At 66.3% G+C, this 24,476-nt stretch carries 25 protein-coding genes, 3 tRNA genes and 1 pseudogene; 13 read left to right on the forward strand and 16 right to left on the reverse strand.

Features of this window, described 5'->3' with window-relative positions:
* Positions 1-227: 227 nt before the first annotated feature.
* A pseudogene (locus F1C10_RS02935) lies at positions 228-410 on the forward strand (transposase); the annotation flags it as partial.
* A gap of 264 nt (positions 411-674) precedes the next feature.
* Here the strand turns inward: F1C10_RS02935 and F1C10_RS02940 are convergent.
* The 3 genes from F1C10_RS02940 to F1C10_RS02950 form a co-directional block, all read right to left on the reverse strand.
* Positions 675-748, reverse strand: a tRNA-Gly gene (locus F1C10_RS02940).
* Positions 749-802: 54 nt separating this feature from the next.
* Positions 803-1,873: a hypothetical protein gene (locus F1C10_RS02945; protein WP_185208661.1), complete on the reverse strand. Its 1,071-nt coding sequence runs from the start codon at positions 1,871-1,873 to the stop codon at positions 803-805.
* A gap of 195 nt (positions 1,874-2,068) precedes the next feature.
* Positions 2,069-2,154, reverse strand: a tRNA-Tyr gene (locus tag F1C10_RS02950).
* 204 nt (positions 2,155-2,358) lie between these two features.
* Here F1C10_RS02950 and rlmB point away from each other — a divergent pair.
* A complete protein-coding gene (rlmB, locus tag F1C10_RS02955; protein WP_185208663.1) occupies positions 2,359-3,102 on the forward strand; it encodes a 23S rRNA (guanosine(2251)-2'-O)-methyltransferase RlmB in 744 nt (247 codons plus the stop codon).
* Between the two features lie 39 nt (positions 3,103-3,141).
* On the opposite strand, the gene F1C10_RS02960 is transcribed toward rlmB, so the two are convergent.
* Complete coding sequence (locus F1C10_RS02960) at positions 3,142-3,459, reverse strand: 2Fe-2S iron-sulfur cluster-binding protein (protein ID WP_185208665.1); 318 nt, start codon at positions 3,457-3,459, stop codon at positions 3,142-3,144.
* 54 nt (positions 3,460-3,513) lie between these two features.
* Here F1C10_RS02960 and F1C10_RS02965 point away from each other — a divergent pair, with 54 nt between their 5' ends.
* Entirely contained in the window at positions 3,514-4,143 is a 630-nt protein-coding gene (locus F1C10_RS02965) for a DNA-3-methyladenine glycosylase (protein WP_185208666.1), read from the forward strand.
* A gap of 44 nt (positions 4,144-4,187) precedes the next feature.
* Here F1C10_RS02965 and F1C10_RS02970 read toward each other — a convergent pair whose 3' ends face one another.
* Positions 4,188-4,604 carry a DUF2147 domain-containing protein gene (locus F1C10_RS02970; RefSeq protein WP_185208668.1) on the reverse strand — a complete coding sequence of 139 codons (417 nt, stop codon included), beginning with the start codon at positions 4,602-4,604 and terminating at the stop codon, positions 4,188-4,190.
* A gap of 171 nt (positions 4,605-4,775) precedes the next feature.
* Here F1C10_RS02970 and F1C10_RS02975 point away from each other — a divergent pair, with 171 nt between their 5' ends.
* The gene (locus F1C10_RS02975; protein WP_308458075.1) at positions 4,776-6,089 is read left to right on the forward strand and encodes an Nramp family divalent metal transporter; all 1,314 of its coding nucleotides are present in this window, start codon (positions 4,776-4,778) and stop codon (positions 6,087-6,089) included.
* On the opposite strand, the gene F1C10_RS02980 is transcribed toward F1C10_RS02975, so the two are convergent.
* Genes F1C10_RS02980 through F1C10_RS02990 form a run of 3 tightly spaced genes read right to left on the reverse strand, consistent with a single transcriptional unit; the run spans position 6,086 to position 8,842 of the window.
* The gene (locus F1C10_RS02980) at positions 6,086-6,865 is read right to left on the reverse strand and encodes a tyrosine-protein phosphatase (protein ID WP_185208672.1); all 780 of its coding nucleotides are present in this window, start codon (positions 6,863-6,865) and stop codon (positions 6,086-6,088) included. The two genes, F1C10_RS02975 and F1C10_RS02980, sit on opposite strands and share 4 nt — an antisense overlap.
* Positions 6,866-6,920: 55 nt before the next feature.
* Positions 6,921-7,634, reverse strand: a complete 714-nt coding sequence (locus F1C10_RS02985; protein WP_185208674.1) for a hypothetical protein — start codon at positions 7,632-7,634, stop codon at positions 6,921-6,923.
* Complete coding sequence (locus F1C10_RS02990) at positions 7,631-8,842, reverse strand: toxic anion resistance protein (protein WP_185208675.1); 1,212 nt, start codon at positions 8,840-8,842, stop codon at positions 7,631-7,633. Before F1C10_RS02990 ends, F1C10_RS02985 begins: the two co-directional genes overlap by 4 nt.
* Before the next feature lie 189 nt (positions 8,843-9,031).
* Between F1C10_RS02990 and typA the strand changes: the two genes are divergently transcribed.
* The gene (gene typA, locus F1C10_RS02995; protein ID WP_185208677.1) at positions 9,032-10,855 is read left to right on the forward strand and encodes a translational GTPase TypA; all 1,824 of its coding nucleotides are present in this window, start codon (positions 9,032-9,034) and stop codon (positions 10,853-10,855) included.
* Between the two features lie 117 nt (positions 10,856-10,972).
* On the opposite strand, the gene F1C10_RS03000 is transcribed toward typA, so the two are convergent.
* Positions 10,973-11,386, reverse strand: a complete 414-nt coding sequence (locus tag F1C10_RS03000) for an EVE domain-containing protein (RefSeq protein ID WP_185208679.1) — start codon at positions 11,384-11,386, stop codon at positions 10,973-10,975.
* A 139-nt stretch (positions 11,387-11,525) separates the two neighbouring features.
* Here F1C10_RS03000 and F1C10_RS03005 point away from each other — a divergent pair, with 139 nt between their 5' ends.
* Both F1C10_RS03005 and F1C10_RS03010 read left to right on the forward strand, forming a co-directional pair.
* Positions 11,526-11,885 (forward strand): hypothetical protein, encoded by a 360-nt coding sequence (locus F1C10_RS03005; RefSeq protein ID WP_185208681.1) that lies wholly within the window; start codon positions 11,526-11,528, stop codon positions 11,883-11,885.
* Between the two features lie 96 nt (positions 11,886-11,981).
* A complete protein-coding gene (locus F1C10_RS03010; RefSeq protein WP_185208683.1) occupies positions 11,982-12,281 on the forward strand; it encodes a DUF3297 family protein in 300 nt (99 codons plus the stop codon).
* Between the two features lie 83 nt (positions 12,282-12,364).
* Here the strand turns inward: F1C10_RS03010 and F1C10_RS03015 are convergent, their stop codons facing one another.
* Complete coding sequence (locus F1C10_RS03015; protein WP_185208685.1) at positions 12,365-13,657, reverse strand: hypothetical protein; 1,293 nt, start codon at positions 13,655-13,657, stop codon at positions 12,365-12,367.
* A 127-nt stretch (positions 13,658-13,784) separates the two neighbouring features.
* On the opposite strand from F1C10_RS03015, the gene F1C10_RS03020 reads away from it, so the two are divergent.
* From F1C10_RS03020 to F1C10_RS03030, 3 genes are all read left to right on the forward strand, one after another.
* Positions 13,785-14,441: an SDR family NAD(P)-dependent oxidoreductase gene (locus F1C10_RS03020; RefSeq protein ID WP_185208687.1), complete on the forward strand. Its 657-nt coding sequence runs from the start codon at positions 13,785-13,787 to the stop codon at positions 14,439-14,441.
* A 113-nt stretch (positions 14,442-14,554) separates the two neighbouring features.
* On the forward strand, positions 14,555-17,347 hold the full coding sequence (gene gyrA / locus F1C10_RS03025) for a DNA gyrase subunit A (protein ID WP_185208689.1): 2,793 nt from the start codon (positions 14,555-14,557) through the stop codon (positions 17,345-17,347).
* Positions 17,344-17,694 carry a DUF952 domain-containing protein gene (locus tag F1C10_RS03030; protein WP_185208691.1) on the forward strand — a complete coding sequence of 117 codons (351 nt, stop codon included), beginning with the start codon at positions 17,344-17,346 and terminating at the stop codon, positions 17,692-17,694. The genes gyrA and F1C10_RS03030 overlap by 4 nt, the downstream gene beginning before the upstream one ends.
* A gap of 7 nt (positions 17,695-17,701) precedes the next feature.
* Here F1C10_RS03030 and F1C10_RS03035 read toward each other — a convergent pair whose 3' ends face one another.
* From F1C10_RS03035 to F1C10_RS03045, 3 genes are read right to left on the reverse strand one after another with little or no spacing between them, the layout of a single operon-like run.
* Complete coding sequence (locus F1C10_RS03035; RefSeq protein ID WP_185210035.1) at positions 17,702-18,097, reverse strand: DUF488 family protein; 396 nt, start codon at positions 18,095-18,097, stop codon at positions 17,702-17,704.
* Positions 18,098-18,135: 38 nt separating this feature from the next.
* Complete coding sequence (locus F1C10_RS03040; protein ID WP_185208699.1) at positions 18,136-18,543, reverse strand: SgcJ/EcaC family oxidoreductase; 408 nt, start codon at positions 18,541-18,543, stop codon at positions 18,136-18,138.
* Positions 18,543-20,171, reverse strand: a complete 1,629-nt coding sequence (locus F1C10_RS03045; RefSeq protein WP_258043031.1) for a GGDEF domain-containing phosphodiesterase — start codon at positions 20,169-20,171, stop codon at positions 18,543-18,545. Before F1C10_RS03045 ends, F1C10_RS03040 begins: the two co-directional genes overlap by 1 nt.
* A gap of 47 nt (positions 20,172-20,218) precedes the next feature.
* Between F1C10_RS03045 and moaA the strand changes: the two genes are divergently transcribed.
* Entirely contained in the window at positions 20,219-21,229 is a 1,011-nt protein-coding gene (gene moaA, locus F1C10_RS03050) for a GTP 3',8-cyclase MoaA (RefSeq protein ID WP_185208701.1), read from the forward strand.
* Positions 21,226-22,005 (forward strand): NAD kinase, encoded by a 780-nt coding sequence (locus F1C10_RS03055; protein WP_185208703.1) that lies wholly within the window; start codon positions 21,226-21,228, stop codon positions 22,003-22,005. Before moaA ends, F1C10_RS03055 begins: the two co-directional genes overlap by 4 nt.
* Before the next feature lie 64 nt (positions 22,006-22,069).
* Here F1C10_RS03055 and F1C10_RS03060 read toward each other — a convergent pair.
* From F1C10_RS03060 to pspF, 3 genes are all read right to left on the reverse strand, one after another.
* Positions 22,070-22,144: transfer RNA gene (locus F1C10_RS03060), tRNA-Asn, on the reverse strand.
* Between the two features lie 129 nt (positions 22,145-22,273).
* Positions 22,274-22,879, reverse strand: coding sequence for a superoxide dismutase (locus F1C10_RS03065; RefSeq protein ID WP_085809810.1), 606 nt, complete (start codon positions 22,877-22,879; stop codon positions 22,274-22,276).
* Positions 22,880-22,977: 98 nt separating this feature from the next.
* Positions 22,978-24,033: a phage shock protein operon transcriptional activator gene (pspF, locus tag F1C10_RS03070; RefSeq protein WP_185208705.1), complete on the reverse strand. Its 1,056-nt coding sequence runs from the start codon at positions 24,031-24,033 to the stop codon at positions 22,978-22,980.
* Between the two features lie 259 nt (positions 24,034-24,292).
* On the opposite strand from pspF, the gene F1C10_RS03075 reads away from it, so the two are divergent.
* Positions 24,293-24,430: a hypothetical protein gene (locus F1C10_RS03075; RefSeq protein ID WP_185208707.1), complete on the forward strand. Its 138-nt coding sequence runs from the start codon at positions 24,293-24,295 to the stop codon at positions 24,428-24,430.
* Positions 24,431-24,476 lie beyond the last annotated feature (46 nt).

Genomic DNA, 24,476 nt, shown 5'->3' on the forward strand with positions numbered 1-24,476 from the left:
CCTATGAGCGTCCAGAACCATGACGGAGCTTCGTGGCGCTGATACGTCTCGTACCATGGTGCGACGACACGCTCCCTTCTTACCGATCGCGCGGTGTTCCAGCCTATAATTGCGGCCAAGATGCCCAAAGCAATGGGTATGCCGAACACGTTGTTCTCCCCGGTGAGAAGCATAAGCGGATTTGACAACGCCTTCCATCGGGTGGGAACATCTGATTCAGGGCGGGCATGAGCCGATACGACCTGACCGACTTCGAGTGGCGTGTGATCGAGCCGCTGCTCCCCAACAAGCCAAGAGGCGTGCCGCGCGTCGATGACCGGCGAGTGCTGAACGGCATCTTCTGGGTGCTGCGCTCCGGTGCGCCGTGGCGCGACCTGCCCGAACGCTACGGCCCGCGCACCACCTGCTACTATTTCGATGCCCGCAAGTGACGTGTGCCATCACACACTTCGCGGCGGCGGGGCGGGTGCGATCTGCGACACAACCGATTCGTCTTTGAGATTAAAAAGGACGTCGCCCCTTGGAGCCACGATCAACGATTCGCGTAGCGTTAGGACAATTTCGCTCAACGATAGAGCGGCGTCGCGAACCCGTGTTTCCAGCTTTGCCTACTCGACACGGGAATTTACGCCTAACAACCTTGACTTAGACAAAATAAGTCTGTAAAATCAAAGTGGAGCGGGTAGCGGGAATCGAACCCGCGTATTCAGCTTGGAAGGCTGCTGCACTACCATTGTGCTATACCCGCGTGCGATGACGCGTGAGGCGCCCTGCCACGATCGCGCGCCCTTGGTCAACCGGCTCAATCGGCGTCGTGCGCGTCCTCCTGGCGCTTCAACCGGCGCTCGAGCACGCCGATCCGGCGATTCATTGCGATGATCAGGTCAAGCAGCGGCGCGATCGCGGCCGCCGGCGCCGGGGTGACAGCATCCGGCGCTGGTCCCGTCTGTGGTGGGACGAGTTGCAGCCCGAAGTCGTTCGCCAGCGCGGCATTGGTATCGGCGAACGAGGCGACAAAGCGCGACCATTCCGCGCCCCGCGGCAGCGTCGATCGTGGGTCGACGTCGCGATAGCGGCGCGTGGCGACCTTGTTGTCGCTTAGCGCGCGCTGCAGCGGATCGGGCAGCGCTTCGCCGTCAGCCTGCCCCTGATAGAGCCGGAACAGCGTCATCAGGGCTGGATCGGGCGTCTCATAGTGCCGCGTCGCGTCGCCACCCTGCGGCACGCTGCCGAGACCGGTGACGGCCAGGAAGTCAGCGACGACATCGGGCGTTTGATCGTAGGAGCGCAGGTGAAGGCGCTCGGCCCCGATAGCACGCAGCCATGCTTCGATGACGGCGCGATAACCGCCGCCGCGCGCCTCCGCCAGCGGCAGCCACTCGGCGAACGCGCGGAGCGGGCCCGGGTAGGTCTTGTGCTTGACGCCCCATTGCAGATACGCCGACACGAGCCAGCTTGCCTGGTGGCGAAAATAGAGGATCACCTCGGCATCGCAGACTGGCCGAAGCCGCTCAACGACCCGCCCGACGACGCCTGCGTGGCGGGCGAGCGCAATCTGGCTCCAGATGAACGTCTGAACGCCGGGCCGCGCTTCGATCTTCTCCTGCAGCAAGCTGACCAGCCGATCCTCGATCGCAGCGTCGCGGGACAATGCATCCTCCAGCGCTGCGGACGAAGCGAAGTCGTGCGGCGACGCTGCGCCGCGCTCGAGAAACATGCCCAGGTACGCCGCGCCGTGATCCCGCAACGCTGCCGAATTCTCACGGCAGTATTTTTGGATCGCCGACGAGCCGGACTTGCCGAGCCCGGCGTGGATTACCAGCCGCCTGCGCGGAGGCGGGGCTGTGCTGCTGAGGCCCGGTTCTGCCGTCATGCGTGCCTTGTAGAGGCGCGAACCCGCCAAAGGGAAGTTCTGCGGGGTCGTTGGGCGCTAAGCGCAGGAAACCGACCCTACGTGCACCGAAGCGTCGTTGAAGAACAAATCTACGTGACGGCTAGGTCACGTCAAGGCGGCGAAAAGCCGTCACAGGTTCGACGCTATCACGCTGATCCCACCGCGCGGGGAAGGTGGTGGAAGGGACTGGATTCGAACCAGTGTACACTTGCGTGGGCAGATTTACAGTCTGCTGCCTTTAACCACTCGGCCACCCTTCCACAGGGCCGCTTCTGGAAGCGAGGGGGCCCAATGCCGAAGCCGGCGGCGCGTGTCAACGCGCTGTTGACGATCGCGATCGCGGTTGCGCGCACTGCGTGCCACGCATAGCAGCGCAGCGACGATTTCGTCGCAGAGGTTTCGATGCAGACACATCCGCAGAAGGTCCGATCCACCAGCCCCGCAGCGCCCATAGGGCGACGCTGATGGCGGGGCGTGGGCATCGACCGAGCAAGGCATCGGCGGGACGTCCCCGTTTCTGGGGACGGCACGCGGTGACGGCGGCGCTCGCCAATCCCGCACGTGTGGTGCGCAAATTGTGGGGCACGCGCGAGGCGTTGGCGGGCCTTTCGCTGCCGCCGATCCTACCCGTCGTCTACGCCGAGGCGCCCGATCTCGGGCGGATGGTGCCGGCGGATGCGCCGCATCAGGGGCTCGTGATCGAGGTCGATCCGCTTGAGGAGATCTGGCTGGGCGACCTGCTCGAACAGGGGCGTGACGATCGTCGGCCGCTGGTGGTGCTCGATCAGGTGACCGATCCGCACAATGTCGGCGCCGTGTTGCGCTCCGCGGCGGCGTTCGACGCGCTCGGCATCGTCACGCAGGATCGTCACGCGCCGCCCGAATCGGGGGCGCTGGCGCGCGCTGCGTCGGGCGCGCTTGAGACGGTGCCGTGGGTGCGCGTGGTGAACCTCGCGCGGGCGCTCGACGAAATATCGGAGGCGGACTTCTGGCGCATCGGCCTGACGGGCCATGCCGACCAGACGCTGGGCGCAGTGATGGGCGAGGCGAAGGTCGCGATCGTGCTTGGCGCGGAAGGCGAGGGGATGCGCCAGAATACCGAGGCGCATTGCGACCAGCTGGCGAAGCTGCCGATCAGCGAGAAGGTCGAGAGCCTCAACGTCTCCAACGCCGCGGCGATCGCGCTCTACGCTGCGACCACCCGATAGGCGTGCGGCTCCCCGGTGTGTGGCAGGGGAGCCGACCGATCAATCCTCTTCGGCGATCCGCACCCGCAGGCCGTCGAGTGACGCGTCGAAGGGTACCTGACACGACAAGCGCGAATATTCGTCGCGACTGCTCGACGAATCGAGCAGATCGTTCTCGTCCTCGCTGATCGGCGACAGCTTGTCGGCGAAGGCGGGATCGACGTGTATGTGGCACGTCGCGCAGCTGCAGCAGCCGCCGCACAGTGCCAGGATCTCGTCGATCCCGGCATCGCGAATGACTTCCATCACCGACAGGCCCGCCTCGCCGGTGATCTCGCGTTCTTCCCCGTCGCGCAGCGTGACGATAAGCTTGGGCATGATGATCCTCTCGCAGATTCGCTCGCCCAATGCCTACGTTCGCGGCGTGTCGCAATGGGGCTGAGCGAGGCGCAACTGCGCGCCGACCTCGACGCGCTTGCCGCGATCGAGCCGCTGTTCGGCGAAGCGGTGCAGCGCGTCGGCTACCCGCCGACCCGCATCCGTGCGCGCGGCTATGCGACGCTGCTGCGCACGATCGTCGGCCAGCAAGTAAGCGTCAAGGCGGCCGATTCGATGTGGCGCAAGCTCGACGCGGCGTTGGGCGACGCCGGGGAACCGACGCGCGTGCTCCAGGCAAGCGACGAGGAACTTCGTGCAGCCGGAATGTCGCGGCAGAAAGCCGGCTATGCGCGCAGCCTAGCGGAAGAGGTGACCAGCGGCCGTCTCGATTTCGACGGTTTGCCGGACGACGACGAACAGGCGATCGCCAACCTGGTTCGCGTCAAGGGCATCGGGCGGTGGTCGGCAGAGGTCTATCTGCTATTCGCGGAAGGGCGGGGGGATATCTGGCCAGCGGGCGACCTAGCGGTGCAGATCGAAGTCGGCCGCATCCTCGGCCTCGAAGCGCGACCGAGCGAGAAGCTGACGCGCGAGCTAGGCGAACGCTGGCGGCCGTATCGCGGCGCGGCGGCGATCTTCACGTGGCACCATTATGGTGCCGGGGCGGACGCCGCGCCGGTGTGACGCACCGGCCGGTCGGCGTGCCCCTAACCAGCGGCTGGGCTCCCTTAGCGCGCCGGCTTCCAGGTCTGCGTCTGGCACAGGAAGGCGATGCAGCCCTTCACCTTGAGCGTGCCATTCGCTTCGCGCGAGACGATCGACTTGTAGCTCTTGCCCGTACGCGGGTCGTAGATGCGGCCGCGCCAGTCGCTGCCCGAATCGCTGAAATCGGACAGGATCGGCAGGCCGACGATCGGCCGCGAGCGCAGCTTGGCGTCAGGATTGTTGACGTCGGTCGTCGGCGCGCCGGGACGTGCCTTCAGCACCGTCTGAATGCGCCCGCAGGTCGCCCCGCCACACGGCCCGACGAGCACCACCGCGCTGCCGTCCTCCGTCAGCCATCGCCCCGCGATCGGCTGGGCGGCCTGTGCCGTGCCGGCGATGGTCAGGGCGAACAGGGCGGCAGCGGCGCGAGCGATGATCATGGGCGCTTCTGTAGGGGAGGATAGGTCGCGCGGGCAATGGAGGATTGCCGAGGAGGATCGGCCGGGAACCATCGTCTCGAACGGCTGCCTCAACGAAATGCTGATGCCCATCAGTATGGCGGGGCGCGGCAATGGTTGAAAGCGCCCGCATCGTCCCGCATGGCGGGGCGGATGAGCACGCCCGCGCCCAACCTCATGCGATCCCTGCCGGAAGTACACGGGTCGATCCGCGTGCCCGAAGGGGCGGGGTTCTGGCGGCGGCTGCTGGCCTTCGCCGGGCCGGGTTGGCTGATCGCGGTCGGCTATATGGACCCGGGGAACTGGGCGACCGACATCGCCGGTGGTTCGGCGTTCGGCTACACGCTTTTGTCGGTCGTGCTGCTGTCGAACCTGATGGCGATCGTGCTGCAATCGCTTTCGGCGCGGCTGGGCATCGGCGCGGGGATCGATCTCGCACAGGCGTGCCGGCGACACTATTCCAAACCGGTCGCGCTTGTCCTGTGGGTGCTGTGCGAGGTGGCGATCATCGCGTGCGACCTTGCGGAGGTGCTGGGCACTGCGATCGCGTTGAAGCTGCTGTTCGGCCTGCCGCTGATCGCGGGCGTCTGCGTCACCGCGCTCGACGTGTTCCTGATCCTCGCGCTGCAGCGATACGGCTTTCGGCGGCTGGAAGCATTCGTCGCGGCGCTGCTGGTGGTGATCGCCGCCTGCTTCGCGCTCGAACTGTTCTGGGCGGGGCCGGACTGGTCGGCGGCCGCCGCGGGGCTGGTGCCGTCGGCGCAGATCGTGACCAACCCGGCGATGCTGTATATCGCGATCGGTATCCTGGGCGCGACGGTGATGCCGCATAATCTGTACCTGCATTCCGCCATCGTGCAGACCCGTGCGGTCAGCGCTGGCATCGCGACCAAGCGCGACGCGCTGAAGATGGCGACGATCGATTCGACCGTAAGTCTTGGTCTCGCGTTCTTCATCAACGCCGCGATCCTGGTGCTCGCCGCCGCGACCTTCCACGTCGCCGGGCGGACCGAGATCGCGGATATCGAGGACGCGCATCGGCTGCTCGCGCCAATGCTGGGCGTGGGTGCAGCGAGCGCGGTATTCGCGATCGCGCTACTGGCAAGCGGGCAGAATTCCACCGTCACCGGCACGCTCGCCGGCCAGATCGTAATGGAGGGGTTCCTCGAACTGCGGCTGCCGATGTGGCTGCGACGACTGATCACGCGCGGCCTCGCGATCGTCCCGGCGGTGATTGGCGTCGCGCTCGCGGGCGACAGCGGCGCAACGCAGCTCCTCGTGCTGAGCCAGGTAGTGCTCAGCCTTCAGCTGCCGTTCGCCGTGCTGCCACTCGTCGCCTTTACCGCCAATCGGCGAATGATGGGGGAAATGGCCGCGCCGCGCTGGCTTGCCGCGCTCGCCTGGGCGATCGCGGCGGTGATCCTGACCCTGAACGGCTGGATGCTGTGGGGGCTGATCGCGGGTTAGGCGATCAGCCGTTCGCGCAGCGCCGCCCGGCGTTGTGCGTCGACGCCGAGTATTGCCTCCGCATAAGCTTCGGTCGAGCCGAACCGATCGTTGATCGACCTGGTGGCGGTGTGCAGATACCCCGCGTCGACCCCCATCAGCGCGACGATCGCGTCGTCGGTGATCTGCGCACCGTAGCGCTCGCGGATCGACCCGCCCGCGGCCGCGATGCGTTTCTGCGGATCGCCCGCGGTATTGGTGAGGAGGTAATCTGCCATCACATCGTCCTCGTGGACGCCGAGCAGCCGGTGAAGCACCGCGACGGCGAGCCCGGTGCGATCCTTGCCTGCGAGGCAGTGCAGCAGGCTGGCGCCGTCGCGCGTCGCGAGCGCCTCGAAATACAGCGTCAGCGATCGGACGAGCACGTCGCGGAACGGCATGTTGACGTAGAGCTTGGTCATTGCCGCGCGCGCCTCATCCGCCGTGGTGATGCCGCGGCCGGCTTCCTCGTGCGGGGCGAGCTCGGAACCTGCCGTCTCGCCCGGCGCGAAAAGCACCAGCCCATCGAAACCATCGTGGCGCAGGCACGGCATCATCTGCCGCTCGCTATCGCCGCGCAGATCGATCACCGTCCGGATGCCGAGTTCCGACACCGACGAAAGATCCGCCGGCGTCGCGCCGCCGTGCTGGCCCGAGCGCCAGAGCACCCCCTGCTTGAGCCGGCCGTCGCGCGCAGCATAGCCGCCGTAGTCGCGAAAATTGTGGATGCCTTCGAAGGCGCGGACACGATCGTTCATGCGCGGCTGATTAGCCAATCCATATGACGATGTCGCGTCGATTAAGCGATCGGGCTTAGTTGTCGCCGTCCTTGTACTTCATCTCGAGGAACCGGCCGCGCGTCTCGAGCGAATCGAGGTCGCCGCGCGCGAGTTCCTCGCTCATCTGCCCGATCTCGCGCTCGATCAGCTCCAGCCCTTCGACGAGCTGTCGATCGGGCGTTTTGCCGTTGCGCTCGGTGCCGCGCAGCGCGGCGGGTACGCGCTGATAATCGCGGACGAATTCGGGCAGCTGTTCGCCGACCAGGCGGCGAATGTCCGCGCCGGCGGGCGTGTCGTCGCCGACCGACTGCAACTGCTTGCCAAGCGTGTCGAGGCGCAGCCCGATACGGTCGGCCACCTGCACCGCCGGCGCGGGCAGGGCTGGGCGCTGCGCGTCGAGCCAGCGCGTCGTCTGCAGCGGCAGCGTTTTCAGGTCGCTGCGCGCAAGCTTCTCCTGCGCGACGGGGCGGGGACCGGGGGCAAAGGCGATCGCGATCGTCACTGCCAGCATCACCATCAGCACTGCGAGCGCGCCGAAGATGCCGAGCGGCACGACGGCGAGCCCGATCACCATCGCGGCAACGAGGACCGCTGCATTGGCGGCACCAATCGCCGCGAGCCGCTTGCCGACGCTGCGCTGCGCCCGCGGGCGACGCGTCGGCGCTACACCCTCGAAGGATTGCAGTCGGACGCGATCGAGCGCGCCCCGTGCGCTCGCCAGCGCCTGATCGGTATCGTGCGAGGTCACAGCGACTCCAGCTTGAACGTCTCGGGCGCGGAGCCGATGCGGTTCTGCGCGGCGCCTTCGGCACGCGCGATATAACCGCGCGACTTCTCGACCTCGGTCGATAGCGTCGTCACCGTCGTCTTCATCGAATCGAGCGCCTTGAGCTTGAACGTGTCGATCGCGTCCATCGTCTCGTAGATGTTCTGGAACGCACGCTGCAGCGTCTCGACCGGGATCGCGGAGCTCGCCGCCTGCTCGTGGATGCGCGCGGTATTCTCGCGCAGCAGCTTACCCGTCGAATCGATGATGTTGGCGGTGGTCGTGTTGAGCTGCGTGATCTGTTCGAGCACCAGCCTCTGATTGGTCATCGCCTGCGCGACGGTGACCGCGGTGCGCAGCGCGGCCACTGTGGTGGTCGAAGCGCGATCGACGCCCTTGATCAGCTCGACGTTGTTCTTCTTGACCAGATCGAGCGCGAGATAGCCCTGCACCGTTACCGCCATCTGCGTCAGCAGATCCTGCGTCCGCTGACGGGCGTAGAACAGCGCGCCCTCGCGGATCGCCTTGGCCTTCGTCGGATCGGTCGCATCGAGATCGTTCGCCTTGTTTTCGAGCTTGCTGTCGAGCATCCGCGACATCTGGATCATCTGTTCGAGCTTGCCCATCGCCGCCCACAGATTGGCGCGCTCGGTATCGATCGACGCATTGTCCATCAGGAGCTCGTCCTTGCCCGACGCGAGGCTCTTCAAGATCGAGGCGATGTGCGTCTGGCTCGACTTGTAGCTGTCGAAATAGTTGCGCGCCTTGTTACCGAACGGAATAAGGCCGAACAGTTTCTGCGGCGCGGTCAGGTTGCCCTTCTTCCCCGGATCGAGATCCTCGACCACGCGGCGCAGCTGCGCCAGATCCTTGCCGACGCCGGTCTCCTGATCCATCGCGCGCACCGGGCGATCGAGGAAGCGGTTCGACTGACCAGCAGCATCGCGGATCTCCTTCGCGCCCATATTGGTGATAGCATCGACGACTTTGCCGAATTCCGGGCTGTTCGCATCGCGCTCGACGAGCTGCTGCACGGCATAATCCGCGCGCTCCTCGAGCTTCGATTTGGTGCCCTCGTCCACGGGCACGAGACCGGCGGCGCGCTCGGCGGTGACGCTGGGCACCGGATCGGGCGGGGTCAGCTTCAGCGCCGGTTCCGTGGCCGTGATCGTGTCGGGTGTCGTCGCCATCAATATCCTCCAGCGTCTGCGCCACGATGGCGGCAGACGGTGCGCCATTCAAGTGTATCAGCGATATAATACGCTTCTGCGGTGGTGCAAAGTGCGGCGGCGCGCTGCCTACCGGCTCTAGCCGCAGCGCAGCAAATAGGCTAACGGCGCGCAAACGCCGCGAGGACCGCGGCCATTCCAGGAACTCCGATGCAATTGCGCAACATCGCCATCATCGCGCACGTCGATCATGGCAAGACCACCCTCGTCGACCAGCTCTTCCGCCAGTCCGGCACCTTCCGCGACAACCAGCGCATCGAAGAGCGCGCGATGGATTCGAACGATCTCGAGAAGGAGCGCGGGATCACCATCCTGGCGAAGCCGACGTCGATTGAGTGGGAAGGCACGCGCATCAACATCGTCGACACGCCGGGCCACGCCGATTTCGGCGGTGAGGTTGAGCGTATCCTGTCGATGGTCGACGGCGTGATCCTCTTGGTCGATTCGTCGGAGGGCGCGATGCCGCAGACGAAGTTCGTGACCGGCAAGGCGCTGGCGCTGGGGCTGCGCCCGATCGTCGTCGTCAACAAGGTCGATCGGCCCGACGAGCGCATCCAGGAAGTGCTCGACGAGGTGTTCGATCTGTTCGTGTCGCTCGATGCGTCGGACGAGCAGCTCGATTTTCCTGTGCTCTACGCATCGGGCCGCAACGGTTACGCCAGCGAAGATCCGTCGCGGCGTGAGGGAACGCTGACGCCGATGTTCCAGAAGATCGTCGATCACGTGCCGCCGCCGGCGCTCGACGTCGACGCGCCATTCACGTTCCTCGTCACGCTGCTCGACCGCGACAACTTCCTGGGCCGCGTGCTGACCGGCCGGGTCAACTCGGGCACGCTGAAGGTCAACCAGCCGATCCACGCGCTCGACATGGAGGGCAAGGTGATCGAGACGGGACGCGCGTCGAAGATCATGACGTTCCGCGGCCTCGAGCGTGTGCCGACCGATGAGGCGCGCGCCGGCGACATCATCAGCCTTGCCGGCCTGGCGGTGGCGACGGTGTCGAACACCATCGCCGATACCAGCGTGACCGAGGCAATCCAGGCGCAGCCGATCGATCCGCCGACGCTGTCGATGCGCTTTGCGGTCAACGACTCGCCGATGGCGGGGCGCGAGGGCAGCAAGGTGACGAGCCGCATGATCCGCGACCGCCTGTTCCGTGAGGCGGAATCGAACGTTGCGATCAAGGTGACCGAGTCGGCCGACCGCGACAGCTTCGAAGTCGCCGGCCGCGGCGAGCTTCAGCTCGGCGTGCTGATCGAGACGATGCGCCGCGAGGGCTTCGAGCTGGGCATCAGCCGCCCGCGCGTGCTGTATCGCGAGGATGAGAACGGCAAGCGTACCGAGCCGTACGAGACCGTAATCATCGACGTTGATGAGGAATATTCGGGCACCGTCGTCGAGAAGATGAACCTGCGCAAAGCGGAACTCACCGACATGCGTCCGTCGGGTGGCGGCAAGACGCGCATCACCTTCTCCGCGCCGTCGCGCGGCATGATCGGATACCACGGCGAGTTCCTGTCGGACACGCGCGGCACCGGCATCATGAACCGGCTGTTCGAAAAGTACGGCCCGTACAAGGGCGCGATTGAGGGTCGCAAGAACGGCGTCCTCATTTCGAACGGCGCGGGCGAGGCGAACAGCTACGCGCTCGGCCCGCTCGAGGATCGCGGCATCCTGTTCGTCGGCCACGGCGAAGCGCTGTACGAGGGCATGATCATCGGCGAGAACGCCAAGACGGATGACCTCGAGGTCAATCCGATGAAGGCGAAGCAGCTGACCAATTTCCGCGCCTCGGGCGGCAAGGACGATGCGATCCGCCTGACTCCGCCGAAGAAGATGACGCTGGAGCAGGCGATCGCCTACATCGACGACGACGAAATGGTCGAGGTGACGCCGAAGACGATCCGCCTGCGCAAGCGCTTCCTCGACCCGCACGAGCGCAAGCGCCACCGGCGGACCGCCGAAGCAGCTTGATCGTCGCGCAATCCCGACCGGCGTCAGTGACGTCGGTCGGGGTGGGCGTGAAGGGGCGTATCAGAGCAGCCGCCGCCGCCCGGTGCTTCGTGTTAACAAGCGGCGATTGCCATGCGATCAGCTGGCTACGGACAGGCCGCCCAGTTCCATCAGCACGCGCCATTCCTCCTCACGCACCGGCGTTACCGATAGCCGGCTCTGCCGCAGCACCTCCAGCGACGCGAGCCGCGGATCGGCCTTCATCGTTGCGAGCGGAACGGGCTCCGGCAGCCGGTCGAGCGGGCGGACCGCGACCGACGCCCATTCACCCTTCTCGCCGTCCGGCCGCCAGGCGCGGGTAATCTCCATCGTCCCCACCGCGGCTTTTTCCTTGTTCGAATGGTAGAAGATAGCGCGGTCGCCCAGCGTCATCTCCTTCAGGAAATTACGCGCGGTGTAGTTGCGCACGCCGTCCCACTCGGTGTCCCCGTCCGCGATAAGATGATCCCAGCCGTAAACATCGGGCTCCGATCGCAGCAGCCAATAACGCATCCAAAGTTCCTAAACGCCTCATGAACGCCACATTCCGGGTCGGTTCAGCCCGAATCGTCGAGACCGTGGCATACGCTCGCAGCCTCATGCGTTTCCCCTTTCGAGCGGACCGAGCGTAACTGTAAAGAGGAGGTTCGAGATGAACGGTCTTTTGATGAAGGCAGGATTGGGAACGGCGATGGCGGCGACAGCGCTCGCAGCGGCGGCGCCGGCGGATGCGCAGCGCTGGCGTCATCGCGGCTATGATCGCGGTGGCGACGTTGCGGCGGGTGCGATCATCGGCGGCGTGGTCGGGCTGGGCCTTGGCGCAGCGATCGCGTCGAACAATCGCGGCTGGCGCGGCGGTTATGGCGGGTACGGCTACAATGGCTACAATGGCTATTACGCACAGCCTTACTACAATGCGTATCGACCGCGCTGGCGCGGGCCGCGCTGTTTCCGCACGTGGCAGTACGATCCCTATTACGGTGGCCGGGTACCGGTTCGCGTCTGTCGCTGACGGCAGCCTCACTGTGACGACGAGCGGCGTGGGAGATAACCTCCCGCGCCGCTTTTTTGTTGGGGCCGGCCCGCGGATCGGTTAGGCGCGCCGGCCATGAACGACACGCCCAACACCGCGACGCCGCCCGATCACCTAGCGATCGATCCCGCAAGCCCGCATTTCGACCGGTCCGCGCTGGAGCGCGGCGTCGGCATCCGTTTCAAGGGCGTCGAGCGGACAGATGTCGAGGAATATTCGGTGTCGCAGGGCTGGATAAAGGTAGCGCTGGGCAAGAAGGTCGATCGTCATGGTCGATCGCTGACGATCAAGCTTACCGGTCCCGTCGAAGCCTTTTTCCACGACCGTGCCGGCGAGCCGGCGGAGACTGGCGATGGGGAGAACCACGAGGGCTGAACTGCCGCGCCTAGCCTGTCGTAGGCACCGACAAAAAAAGGGGCGGCCGCGGCCGCCCCTTTTCGTATCGAAATCCGGCCGGATCAGGCGGTCGGCGGATTGTCGAGATAAAGCGTCCACAGCGAGGCGATATCGGCGCGCGGCGCCGTCTTCACCGCGGCGAACGCGGTCTTCGCGCCGGCCTTGTCGCCCGAATTGGCAAGCGCGATGCCGAGCCGCGTGTTGACGGCGTCGGCGTCGACGCCACCCTTCTGCAACGCGACACGATAGAGCTCGATCGCCTTGGCGTAATTGTTCATGCCGAGATACGCGTCGCCCGTGTTGGCGGCGACGCGCCCGTTCGCACCGGCCTTCGCCTTCGCCTCGACCCCCGACAGCGAGCCTTCGGTCGCGATCGCCTGGTTGGCGACGCGCATCAGGTCGTTCGCCGACGCGCTGCTCGCCGGGATCTTGCCCGATGCCTTGCCCTCTTCGAGCACTGCCTTGGTCTCGTACGGCAGGCCGAGATCATAGGTCCACTGCGCGTAGGTCTCGTAATCATACTGATCGGCGAGCGACTTGGTCGCGCGCATCAGGCGATACATGTCGACCTTCTGGCCCTTGTCGAGCGTGACGGCGCTCGACTGCGTCATGCCGTAGGTGACGAGGCCATCGCGCCAGTTCTTCGCCGACGGATAGGCGACGACGTACTTCTTGATCCAGCCGGCGGTCTGCGGACCCATCTTCTTCTGGTTGGTCTTGGCGATCGCGTAGCGATAGAGGTCTTCCGACGGCTTCTGGCCGGCAGCGACCTGCGCATCGATCGCCTTCTCGAGCTCGGCCGAGCCCCCGGCGACGTCGCCCGCGTCCATCTTGAGCTTCACCATCTGCAGCGGCAGGTTGGGGTCGTTGTAGCCAAGCTGCTGCGCGCGCTGGAAATAGTTGATCGCACCGGCATTGTCCTTGGCGTTCGCCGCCATGATGCCGAGCTGATAATTATACTTGGCGACGTCGACCGCCGGGGTCTTCGGGTTGGCGACGAGCGCCTCGAGCGGCGCCTTCAGTCCCGCGTCGTTAGCGGTCTGGTTCGCGGCGCGCGCGTCCTGGATCTTGGTCGCCTCCATCTGCAGCTGCAGCGCGGCAACGATGTAGCGATCATCGTCGGTCTTCGCGCCGGCCTGCGCGGTCGCAAGCTGCGTGCCCGCGGTGGCGAAATCCTTCGCAGCGATGGCGGCCTGCGCGGCGGCGGCGGCGCCCTGAACTTCCTTGCTGAGCTTGAGCGCGGGGCCCTTCTGCTCGGCCTTCTTTTCCTTGGCGATCGCGGGGGTCGAGACGGCAACACCCGCCACGCCGGCCATCAGCGCGGCTGCCACCGCGACGCGGGAAATGGTCTTCATCGAAACTGCTCTCCTCATGGGGCGTCAACGCCTCGGCGACGCGCTTACCGCCGTACGCCGGCTCCATCAAGGAACGGCGCTGAACGGACATTGAACGTAACGCCGCACACGCCTAGCGGGTTCGCGCATGAAGACGGTGATCATCGGCGCCTCGGGCGGGATCGGCGGGGCACTGGCAGACGCGATTGAAGAGGAAGGCGAGTCGGTGCGTCGCCTCTCGCGCCCGACACTCGACCTGACCGACGAGGCGTCGATCGCCGCTGCGGCGGCGGGGGCGGGGAAGATCGACCGCGTCATTGTGGCGACCGGCGTCCTCCACGAAAGGGAGCAAGGGCCCGAGAAGGCGCTGCGCGACCTCGATCCGGCCTGGCTCGCCCGGCAATATGCAGTGAACGCGATCGGCCCGGCGCTGGTCGCGAAGCATTTCCTGCCGATTATGCCGCGGACCGGCCGGTCGATCTTCGCGGTCCTGTCTGCGCGGGTCGGCAGCATTTCGGACAATCGGCTGGGCGGGTGGTACGGCTACCGCGCGTCCAAGGCGGCGCTCAACCAGCTGGTGCGGACGCTGGCGATCGAGGACAAGCGGCGGAACGATCGCGGGATCGTCGTCGCACTGCATCCGGGGACGGTCGACACCCGGCTGTCGAAGCCGTTCCAGCAGGGTGGGCGCGATCTGTTCAAGCCCGATCGCGCCGCGGTACAGCTGCTCGACGTACTCGATGGGCTGCGACCGCAGGACAGCGGCAAACTGTTCGCGTGGGACGGCGCAGAGATCACGCCGTAACAATCGATATGGCGGGACGGACGACCCCTCACGCGTGCGTACGCGCGCGTGACAATCGGGTTGCAGCGTCCTAGACCATTGTGACCGACATATCCCATTTCGAAAGTGACGTTTTGACCGACGAGACCGTCCTCGCCGACCCTTCGGATATTCAGCCGATCTCGATCGTCGAGGAGATGAAGACCAGCTACCTCGATTACGCGATGAGCGTGATCGTAGCGCGCGCGCTGCCCGACGTGCGCGACGGGCTGAAGCCGGTCCATCGGCGCATCCTGTTCTCGGCGAACGAGAGCGGCTTCACCTACAACCGGCCGTATCGCAAGTCCGCGCGCATCGTCGGTGACGTCATCGGTAAGTATCACCCGCACGGCGACACGGCGATCTACGACGCGCTCGCACGGATGACGCAGGACTGGTCGATGCGCGCGCCGTTGATCGACGGCCAGGGCAACTTCGGCTCGATGGATCCCGATCCGCCCGCCGCGATGCGCTACACCGAGGCGCGGCTCGCCAAGATCGCCGATTACCTGCTCGACGATCTCGACAAGGACACGGTCGATTTCCAGCCCAATTACGACGGATCGGAGAGCGAGCCGCAGGTGCTGCCGGCGCGCTTCCCGAACCTGCTCGTCAATGGCGCGGGCGGCATCGCGGTCGGCATGGCCACCAATATCCCGCCGCACAATCTGGGCGAAGTCGTCGATGCCTGCCTCGCCTTCATCGACAACGGCGCGATCACGACCGAAGAACTGATGCAGATCGTCCCGGGGCCCGATTTCCCGACCGGCGCGATGATCCTCGGCCGGGCCGGCGCGCGATCGGCGTACGAGACCGGGCGTGGATCAATCATCGTGCGCTCGCGCTACGTGATCGAGGAAGGGCGCGGCGACCGGCGCTCGATCGTGCTCACCGAAATTCCCTATCAGCAGGGCAAGAACGCGCTGGTCGAGCGGATCGCGGAGGCGGCGCGCAAGAACGGCAGCGAGCCCGCGCGCGTCGAGGGCGTCAGCGACATCCGCGACGAATCGAACCGCGAGGGCGTGCGGATCGTCATCGATCTGCGCCGTGATGCGACGCCGGAGGTGGTGCTGAACCAGTTGTGGCGACATACGCCGGCGCAAGGGAGCTTCCCGGCCAACATGCTCGCGATCCGCGGCGGCCGACCCGAGCTGCTCAACCTGCGCGACATCATCGCGGCGTTCGTCCAGTTCCGCGAGATCGTCATCACGCGCCGCTCGAAGTTCGAGCTCGCGAAGGCGCGCGACCGGGCGCACATTTTGCTCGGGCTGGTGATCGCGGTCACCAATCTCGACGAGGTCGTGCGGATCATCCGCGGATCGTCTTCGCCGGCCGAGGCGCGCGCTGCGTTGATGGCGCGCGAGTGGCCGATTGCCGAGATCGCGGGCTACATCAAGCTGGTCGAGGCGGTGGAGACCGAGGTTACCGGCGACACCTATCGCCTGACCGAGATCCAGGTCCGCGCAATCCTCGACCTGCGCCTCCACCGGCTAACCGCGCTCGGCCGCGACGAGATCGGCGACGAGTTGAAGACGCTCGCCGGTTCGATCGCCGAGCTATTGGCGATCCTGGCGGATCGGGTGAAGCTATACGCGGTGATGCGCGATGAGTTCACCGAGGTGCGCGCGCTGTTCGCGACCCCGCGCCGTACCGAGATCGCGGCGGCCGCCGATGGGATCGACGACGAGGACCTGATCGAGCGCGAGGACATGGTCGTTACCGTGACCATGCATGGCTATATCAAGCGCACGCCCTTGGAGGCGTTCCGCGCCCAGGCTCGCGGCGGCAAGGGCCGCAGTGGGATGGCGACGAAGGACGAGGACGCCGTCACGAGCCTGTTCGTCACCTCGACGCATACGCCGGTGTTGTTCTTCTCCACCGCGGGCAAGGTCTATCGTATGAAGGTGTGGCGCCTGCCCGAGGGCGGCGCGAACACGCGCGGACGTCCGATGATCAACCTCCTGCCGCTCCAGGCGGGGGAGACGATCTCCACGGTCCTGCCGCTGCCCGAAGACGAGGGCGATTGGGGCAAGCTCCACGTCATGTTCGCGACGGCGAAGGGCAACGTGCGGCGCAACTCGATGGACGCGTTCACCAACGTGCCGTCGAACGGCAAGATCGCGATGAAGTTCGACGGTGAGGATGCCGACGACCGGCTGATCGGCGTCGCGCTGCTCGAGGAGGACGACGACGTGCTGCTCGCGACGCGGCAGGGCAAGGCAATCCGCTTCGCCGGCGACGAGGTGCGCGAGTTCCAGAGCCGCAATTCGACGGGCGTGCGCGGCATGCGGCTGACGGCGGGCGACGAGGTGATCTCGCTGTCGATCCTGCACCGCGCGGGGATTACCGACCAAGAAGAACGCGACGATTACCTGCGGCACGCGCCGTGGAAGGCCGAGGGGATGGATCGCCAGCCCCGCGTGATGGACGATATCCGTTTCGCCGAATTGCGCGCGAAGGAGCAGTTCATCCTGACGGTGTGCGCCAATGGCTATGGCAAGCTATCGTCCGCCTTCGAATACCGCCGCACCGGGCGCGGGGGGCAGGGTATCACGAACATCGACAACATCGCGCGCAACGGCGCTGTGGTGGCGAGCTTCGCCGCGAGCAAGAGCGATCAGCTGATGCTGGTGACTGATCAGGCCAAGCTGATCCGCATGCCGCTTGCTTCGCTGCGCGTGATCGGACGCGGATCGGCGGGTGTGCGGCTGTTCAATGTCGCCGATGACGAGCACGTCGTCGGCTGCGCGCGGATCGACGAGGAACCTGAGCCCGAGAATGCCGCCGAGGCGGCAGTCGCGCAGGATCTCTCGCCACTCGAGCGCGAGGTAGATACCGGTGCGACGATCGGTGACGATGCGGCGGCCGGCCCGGAGGATGGCGAATGAGCCGGCCGACGACCGCCTACAAGGTGCTGACCGCGGCGCAGATGGCGGCGCTGGAGTACGATGGTCGCTTCGCCGGCGCGCCGGTGGATCTTGCGGATGGTTACATCCATTTGTCGACCGCCGCGCAGCTAACCGAAACCGTAGACAAGCATTTCGCTGGGCAAGACGATCTACACGTCGCGGCAGTCGATCTGGACGCGGTGCGCGAGCAGGTCCGCTGGGAAGAGAGCCGTGGCGGGCAGCTGTTTCCGCATCTCTACGGCGTGCTAACGCTCGACATCGTCGTTGCGTACGGGCCGCTCGAACGCGATGGGGGCGGCGCGGTGCGCCTGCCGGTGGCGGGCTGATCGACCGTCAGGCGTAGAGGTCGACGACCTCCATGCCGCTGCCTTCCGCGGCCAGCAGCAGCGTGCGGTGGCAGTGGCACGGATCGCGCTCGTAGCAGAGCAGCGCACTCGGCTTTTCGGCGGCGAGATCACGCATCCTGGCCGCTGCGGCCTGTGCCTCGGGCAGATCGAGCTGTTCGTCATACACCGCGCGCAGCGTCGCGACGTCGCCCTTCTTGGCGGCATCGCGGCCGCGCTTCGGCGTGCCGAGCGCCTTCAGATGGACGTATTCGATCCCGGCGGCGGCAAGTGAGGCCGCGAGGATCGACTTCGAGAAGCCCGGACGGCGCGACAGTGGCAGTGCGCGCACGTCGATCACCCGCTCCACGCCTGCGGCTGTAAGCGCCGCAAGGAACGCGTCCATTGTCGCGCCTTCGTAGCCGATCGTGAAGACCCGCCCGCTCACGAACTGTGATCCGCGATGATCTGCCAGCCTGTCTTGCGTCGCTCGAAAATTAACGTCGTCAGGCCGGTCTGTGGGGCGGCAGAGCCCGCCAGCGTCCACCGGGCGACAAGGATAACGTGCACGGCGCTCAGCGGGCGCCACGCAACCGGCTGGAGGCGCAACGTGCCGCGCGTGTTCGCTCCCGCAGCGAAGCTTTTCGCATAGCGCTGCGCGATCTCGGCCCTGCCACGCGCCACCGTCGCACCCGAAACATAGACAGCATCGTCGGCGTAGAGTGCCATGAAGCGATCGAGGTCGCCACTGTTCCAGCCGTTTGCGCTATCCGTCAAAGCTTGCTCAATCGCGGCCTGCGGCGATGCGACCGCGGCGGCCGCAGCGATAATCGGGATCAGCAGAGCCGGCATCATCCGTCCTTCGTGTCGATCAGCTGGGCCAGTTCGCGTTCGTCAAGTGGCCCGGCGCAGAGGAAGCCCTGATATAGATCGCAGCCCTCGTCGGCGAGCAGGCGGCGCTCGTCCTCGTTCTCGACCCCCTCCGCGATCGTGCGCAGGCCGAGCCCCGCGGCAATCGCGATGATGCCGCGTACGACGATCCGCCCCCGCGGCTCACCTGCGATATCCTGCGTCAGGCTGCGATCGATCTTGAGGTAATCGAGCGGCAGTGCCTTGAGATAGGCGAGGCTCGAATAGCCGGTGCCGAAATCGTCGATCGCGACGCGCAGGCCAGCGCCGCGAAGCGCGTCGAGCCGGGCGGCAGCGATCGGCAGGTCGTCGACGAGGCCGCTCTCTGTGACTTCCGCCGTGACTTGCGAGGGCGCGATCCCGGATCGCCTGACGAGGTCGAGGAAATAGTCGGGGAAGTCGCCGCGGGCGAGATCGGCGGCGGTCACGTTTACCGCGACGCGCAGCGCGGCCATCGCGCCTCGCCAGCCGGCCGCGCGGCGAAGCGCGAGCGCCTGGATATGTTCGGACAATGCGGTCGCCAGGCCTGCGCGATCGGCTGCGGCGAAGAGGGTGGCGGCACCGAGCACGCCGTGGACCGGATGCTCCCACCGCGCCAGCGCTTCGACGCCGATCACCTTCCCGACGCGCAGCGAGACCTGCGGCTGAAACAGGATATCGATCTCGTGACGATCGATCGCGCGGTGCAGGTCGGCGGCCAGCAGAACATCGGAAGCCGTCTGCGGCTGCGGCGCCGTCCTGACGGCCGCGCCATCGCTGCCGAGGGCGCGATCGAGGGCTTCGCGCGCGCGGCGGATTAGGGCTGCGCCGTCCTCGCCCGCCGCACGATGCGCGACGCCGATACGAATGCCTAAGCTCGCTTCCGCCTGATCCACGATGAAACGGCGATTGAGCGCCGCCTCGATCGCCGCGATCCTGGCTGTTGCGGCCCGATCGCCTGGATCAGACCCGAAAGCGATGATGAAGCGCGCGCCCTCGTCGCGCTCGATCACGGCACGCGCCGGGAGAAGCGACGCAATACGCGCCGCGGCTTCGCGCAGCAGCCTATCACCGGCGTCGCGTCCGAAAGCGACATTGACGGTATCGAAGCGGGTAATCGCAATCAGCGCGACGCTGGCCCCTTCATCCAATTCGAGCGGCGCAAGAAAGCGCGCCGCGGCACCGTCGCTTGTCTCGCCGACGCGTCGCGTCCGTCCGGCGCCGCGCAGCCGGCGGGCGTAGCGGCCGGCGAACGCGAGTGCTTCGCGCAGCGCACGCTCGTCGGGTTCGCCGACCAGTATATGCGTCGCGCCTGCGGTATAGGCCGCCGCCGCCGCCGCCTGGTCTGCGATAACGGCAAGCAAGGCGGAGCGGTCGGCAAGGGCTCTTGCGTCCTCGGCAACGATGGCGTCGATGGCAGAACGGGCATCGACCAGCCGAATGTCGACGACGTTCTCGCAAATCTGCCAACCCGCGGCACGGATGCGATCTGCCAGAACTTTCGCCCCCGCGTCGCACGCCACCGTGCCAATGATCGTCGGTTCGTCGCTCACCGGCGGGGTGGTACGGCGGCGCGGGGGCGGCAGCAACACCTGCCCGGGCCTTGCCGTGACGATACGCAGCGCCTAGCTGTCCCTCAATGGGAGTCTCGCAGGCCGCCGCGGATGATCTGGTCGACGGCTTCGGCCGGACGATCCGCTATCTGCGTATCTCGGTGACTGATCGCTGCGATCTTCGCTGCCGCTACTGCATGGCGGAGAAGATGACGTTCCTGCCGCGCGATCGACTGCTCGCGTTGGAAGAGATCGCAATCATCGCGGAGCGCTTCATGGCGCTGGGCGTTCGTAAGATCCGCCTGTCGGGTGGCGAGCCGCTCGTCCGCCGCGACGTGATCGAGTTGACGCAACGCCTTGGCAGCCACGTCGGCGGCGCGCTCGACGAACTCACCATGACGACCAACGGCACGCGGTTGGCCGAGCACGCCGAGGCGCTCGTGGCGGCGGGGATGCGGCGCATCAACGTCAGCATGGACAGCCGTGATGCCGACACGTTCCGCTTCATCACGCGGCATGGCGACGTCGAGCAGGTGCTCGGCGGCATTGCGGCGGCGAAGCGCGCGGGGCTCGCGGTTAAGATCAATATGGTCGCGCTCAAGGGGCTGAACGAGGACGAGATCGCCCCGATGCTCGACTGGTGCGTCGCCGAGGGGCACGATCTCACGTTGATCGAGACGATGCCGCTCGGCGCGATCGACGAGGATCGGACCGATCGCTTCGTGCCGCTGACGGCGGTGTTCGAGAGGCTGTCGGCGCACTGCGACCTCAAGCGCGACCTGGCCGGCACAGGCGGCCCGGCGCGCTACTGGCGGGTGGGCGACAGCGGAACACGGCTGGGTCTGATCTCGCCGTTGACGGCGAACTTCTGCGACGGCTGCAACCGCGTGCGACTGACCACCGAGGGGCGCTTATATAGCTGTCTCGGCCATGACGATCAGGTCGATCTCAAGGCGGCGCTGCGCGAGGGCGGCGTACCCGCGCTCGACGCGGCGATCCGGCTCGGCATTGCGGGCAAGCCGGCGCGGCACGATTTCCGCATCGGCGTCGACGAAGCGCCGGCGGTGGCGCGACACATGAGCGTCACCGGCGGATGACGCATTTTGCGCGGCGGGCACTCGTCGCCTCGCCTACCGCCCCGGCCCAGGCGGCGCGTGCGGCGCTGGCGGACGCGTGGGACTGGTGCACGATCGACGAGGCGGACGTGGTGATCGCACTGGGCGGCGACGGCTTCATGCTGCAGACGCTGCATACGATGCTCGACGCCCGCCGCGCCAATGTGCCCGTGTTTGGCATGAACCTTGGCACGGTCGGCTTCCTGATGAACGAGTGGCGGCGTCACGATCTTGACGAGCGGCTGTCGAACGCGCGCGCGTTCAAGGTTACCCCACTGTTGATGACCGCCACCGGGCAGGACGGGCGCGTCCACACGATGCCGGCGATCAACGAAGTGTCGCTGCTGCGCGAAACGCGGCAGACGGCCAAGCTGGAAGTAACCGTCAACGATCGCGTCGTTATGGAAGAGTTGGCGTGCGACGGCATCCTGGTGGCGACGCCGGCGGGCAGCACGGCGTATAATCTTTCCGCCCACGGGCCGATCCTGCCGCTGGGATCGGCGATGATCGCGCTGACCCCAATCAGCGCGTTTCGCCCGCGGCGGTGGCGCGGCGCGATCTTGCCCGACAAGGCGCGGATCAAGCTGCGCGTGCTCGATCCCGCCAAGCGCCCAGTATCCGCGGTTGCCGACCAACGCGAGTTCCGGGAGGTGGCGGAGGTGGAGATCGCGATCGATCGCGCGCGCGAGCTGACGCTGTTGTTCGATCCCGAGCACGCGCTCGATGATCGCATCACGATGGAGCAGTTCGTCGCCTGACTGCCGATAGGGCCGCGCGCTGATAGCTGCGCCGCCACCTAGCCTACAATGTCGAAGGTCCCGCTGGCTCCCTGAGTAGGATTCGAACCTACGGCCGCTCGATTAACAGTCGAGAGCTCTACCGCTGAGCTATCAGGGAACGCTGCGGGAGGCGCGTCTTTAGCTGGATTTCGGGCCGGTGCAACCCCCCGCCAAACCGAAAAAGGCGCACGATACGAAAAGGGGCGGCCGAAGCCGCCCCTCGTTAGGTGACCTGCGTTCCGGCCGCTCAGGCAGCGTCGAAGCGCTTGCCTGCCTCGTCCCAGTTCACCACGTCCCACCAAGCCTTCAGATAACCGGGACGATCATTCATGTAGGTAAGGTAATAGGCGTGTTCCCACACGTCGTTGCCGAGGATCGGCGTGCCCGGCTCCTTCGCATCGTCCATCAGGGGGTTATCCTGATTGGGCGTCGAGGTGACCTTTAGCGCGCCCGAACTATCCTTGATAACCCACGCCCAGCCGGAGCCGAACTGGCCGGCACCCTTGGTGTTGAAATCTTCCTTGAGCTTGTCGAGCCCGCCATAGGCGTCGATCGCCTCGGCGAGCTTGCCTGACGGCTGGGTCGATCCCTTGGGCGCCATGATCTTCCAGAAGAAATCGTGGTTCCAATAGCCGCCGCCGTTGTTGCGCACGAGCGGCGGAAGCTGCGAGATCATGCCCAGGATTTCCTCGATCGACTTGCCCTCGAGTTTCGGATCGGCAGCGACGCCCTCGTTCAGCTTGTTGGTGTAGGCGGCATGGTGCTTGTCGTGGTGAAAGGTCATCGTCTCCTTCGAGATGACGGGCTCCAGCGCATCGTAGCCGTAGGGCAGCGGCGGGAGTTCGAAAGCCATGGGATGCTCCTTCAGAGAATGCGCCTTGCGGAACGCGACGCTGCCCAAATGGCTCCGGCGGGATCGTTACGCAACCGCTCCGACGATCTAGGAAGGCGTCAGCCGGTCGATCCGATCATGTCGTGGCGCCGCAGCGCATGGCGTAGCTGATCGTAGCTGAGGCCGAGCGCATCGGCGGTGGCGCGCTGGTTGAAGCGATTGTCGGCCAGCGCGCGCGACAGCAGTTCCTTCTCGAACAACGCCACCCGGCTCTTGAAATCGGACGGGCCGACGTCGCACGCGGCCACTTCGTCGCCGTCGTTAAGTGGGGCCTGCGGTGTGGAGCGTGAGGGGTTTGTGGGGGCTGGCGGGGGGCTGGAAGGGGCTGCGCCGCCCGGCCGGTAGGGCGACTGGAAGGGATCGAACTCGATCGACTCGATCGGGCAGTCATAATCCCAGCGATACACCGCACGCTCGACGACGTTGCGCAATTCGCGAACGTTGCCCGGCCAGCGATACTCGCGCAGCGCCTCTTGCGCCTCGGGCGCGAAGCCGGGCCAACGATCGCGATGCAATTCGGCCGCCATGCGCCGTCCGAAATGGTCGGCGAGGATGACGATGTCACTGCGCCGCGCGCGCAGCGGGGGCAGGGTGACGACTTCGAACGACAGCCGGTCGAGCAGATCGGCGCGGAACTCGTGCCGGTCGACCTTATCTGGAAGATGTTCGTTGGTGGCGGCGACGATGCGGACGTCGACGCGGATCGGCCGCGACGACCCGATCCGCGTCACCTCGCCATATTCGACCGCGCGCAGCAGTCGCTCCTGCGCGCCCATCGACAGCGTGCCGAGCTCGTCGAGGAACAGCGTCCCGCCATCCGCCTCCTCGAAGCGACCGACACGCGCCTTGGTTGCGCCGGTGAACGCACCCGCCTCGTGCCCGAATAGCTCGGCCTCGATCAGCGTCTCGGGCAACGCGGCGCAGTTCATCACGACCAGCGGCTGATCCCAGCGCGGGCTCAGCCGGTGGAGACGCTCGGCGACGAGCTCCTTGCCGGTCCCGCGCTCGCCGATCACGAGCACCGGACGATCGAGCGCGGCGGCGCGGCTCGCGCGTTCGAGCGCGTCGAGGAACGCGCCCGACTCACCGATCACTTGTGTCGCACGTTCCGCCATGCCGCCTCGCTTCGTCTGCCCAAGCCTTGGCGCATTCTCCCAATGCTTGGCAAGGCGTGTGTGGCGCCGACATATCACTGCGCTTCTACGCGCAAGCGGTCCCGCGCTGTCCTAAGCAGCTGTATTTGCATCAACATTGTCAGTCGAGATGTCGCCAGCGTTCCGTCACGAGCGTTTCGATAGATTTGGCACGCTGCCTGCAAAGCATCTGGCAACCCCGGTGTACGGGGACACGCAATCAGATCGAGGAGACATCGCCATGACCAAGTTTGAGAACATCGGCCGCACGCTCGCCGCCATCGCCTGCACGATCGTCTTCAGCACCATGATGGTGCTCGGCGCGGTCGGCCCGGCGCAGGCGGGCGGGGCGACCGCCATTGCTCGCGCAATCGCGTGAGCGAGGCGGCCGGGGCGCGGCTTTCCCTCGCCGAGCCTCGGCGCCC

This window comes from Sphingomonas sp. NBWT7, assembly GCF_014217605.1.
Taxonomy (GTDB): domain Bacteria; phylum Pseudomonadota; class Alphaproteobacteria; order Sphingomonadales; family Sphingomonadaceae; genus Sphingomonas.